This window comes from Streptomyces dysideae (genome assembly GCF_001514305.1).
GTDB classification, from domain to species: domain Bacteria; phylum Actinomycetota; class Actinomycetes; order Streptomycetales; family Streptomycetaceae; genus Streptomyces; species Streptomyces dysideae.
In genome coordinates this window covers 1,669-3,030 of sequence record NZ_KQ949172.1, presented here as the reverse complement: position 1 = coordinate 3,030, position 1,362 = coordinate 1,669, and the positions used below count along the sequence as shown (strand labels likewise).

General features: G+C 64.5%; 1 protein-coding gene. It reads right to left on the bottom strand.

Annotated elements, in window-relative coordinates:
- Positions 1-1,362, bottom strand: a 1,362-nt coding sequence (gene treS / locus AQJ91_RS48175; protein WP_067036738.1) for a maltose alpha-D-glucosyltransferase, incomplete at both ends; no start/stop codon positions are given.

The following is a 1,362-nucleotide window of genomic DNA, read 5'->3' as shown; positions in this document are numbered from 1 at the left end:
TTCTGCTTGCGGATCTCGATCATGCGGCGGGTCCAGTGCAGCAGTGACGACGGCGAGGACATCGACGCCTCGACGTTCGTGACCTGGTAGCCGTAGACCGGATCCATGATGGTCGGAAGATACAGCCGCCCCGGGTCGCAGGAGGAGAAGCCGGCGTTACGGTCCGGCGTCCACTGCATCGGGGTGCGTACGGCGTCGCGGTCGCCGAGCCAGATGTTGTCGCCCATGCCGATCTCGTCGCCGTAGTAGAGGATCGGCGAGCCCGGGAGGGACAGCAGCAGGGCGGTGAACAGTTCGATCTGGTTGCGGTCGTTGTCGAGGAGGGGGGCGAGTCGGCGGCGGATGCCGATGTTGGCGCGCATGCGGGGGTCTTTGGCGTATTCGGCCCACATGTAGTCGCGTTCCTCGTCGGTGACCATTTCCAGGGTCAGCTCGTCGTGGTTGCGCAGGAAGATGCCCCACTGGCAGCCGGACGGAATGGCCGGGGTCTTGGCGAGGATTTCCGACACCGGGTAGCGCGATTCCCGTCGTACCGCCATGAAGATCCGCGGCATGACCGGGAAATGGAACGCCATATGGCATTCGTCGCCACCGCTCTGGTAGTCGCCGAAGTAGTCGACGACGTCCTCCGGCCACTGGTTCGCCTCCGCCAGCAGCACCGTGTCCGGGTAGTGGGCGTCGATCTCCTTCCGGACCCGCTTGAGGAACTCATGCGCCGCCGGAAGGTTCTCGCAGTTCGTGCCCTCCTCCGCATACAGGTACGGCACCGCGTCCAGCCGGAATCCGTCGATGCCGAGGTCCAGCCAGAACCGCAGTGCGGAGATCATCTCCTCCTGCACGGCCGGGTTCTCGTAGTTCAGGTCCGGCTGGTGGGCGAAGAACCGGTGGAAGAAGTACTGCTTGCGCACCGGATCGAAGGTCCAGTTGGAGGCTTCGGTGTCGACGAAGATGATGCGGGCGTCGGCGTACTGCTTGTCGTCGTCGGCCCACATGTAGTAGTCGCCGTAGGGGCCGTCGGGGTCTTTCCTCGACTCCTGGAACCACGGGTGCTGATCACTCGTGTGGTTCATGACGAAGTCGATGATGACGCGCATGCCGCGCTGGTGGGCGGCGTCGACGAACTCCACGAAGTCGGCGAGGTCACCGAACTCGGGCAGGACGGCGGTGTAGTCCGAGACGTCGTAACCGCCGTCCCGCAAGGGCGACTTGAAGAAGGGCGGCAGCCACAGGCAGTCGACGCCCAGCCATTGCAGATAGTCGAGCTTGGCGGTCAGGCCCTTGAGGTCGCCGACGCCGTCGCCGTTGCTGTCCTGGAAGGAGCGGACCAGGACCTCGTAGAAGACGGCACGCTTGAACCAGTCC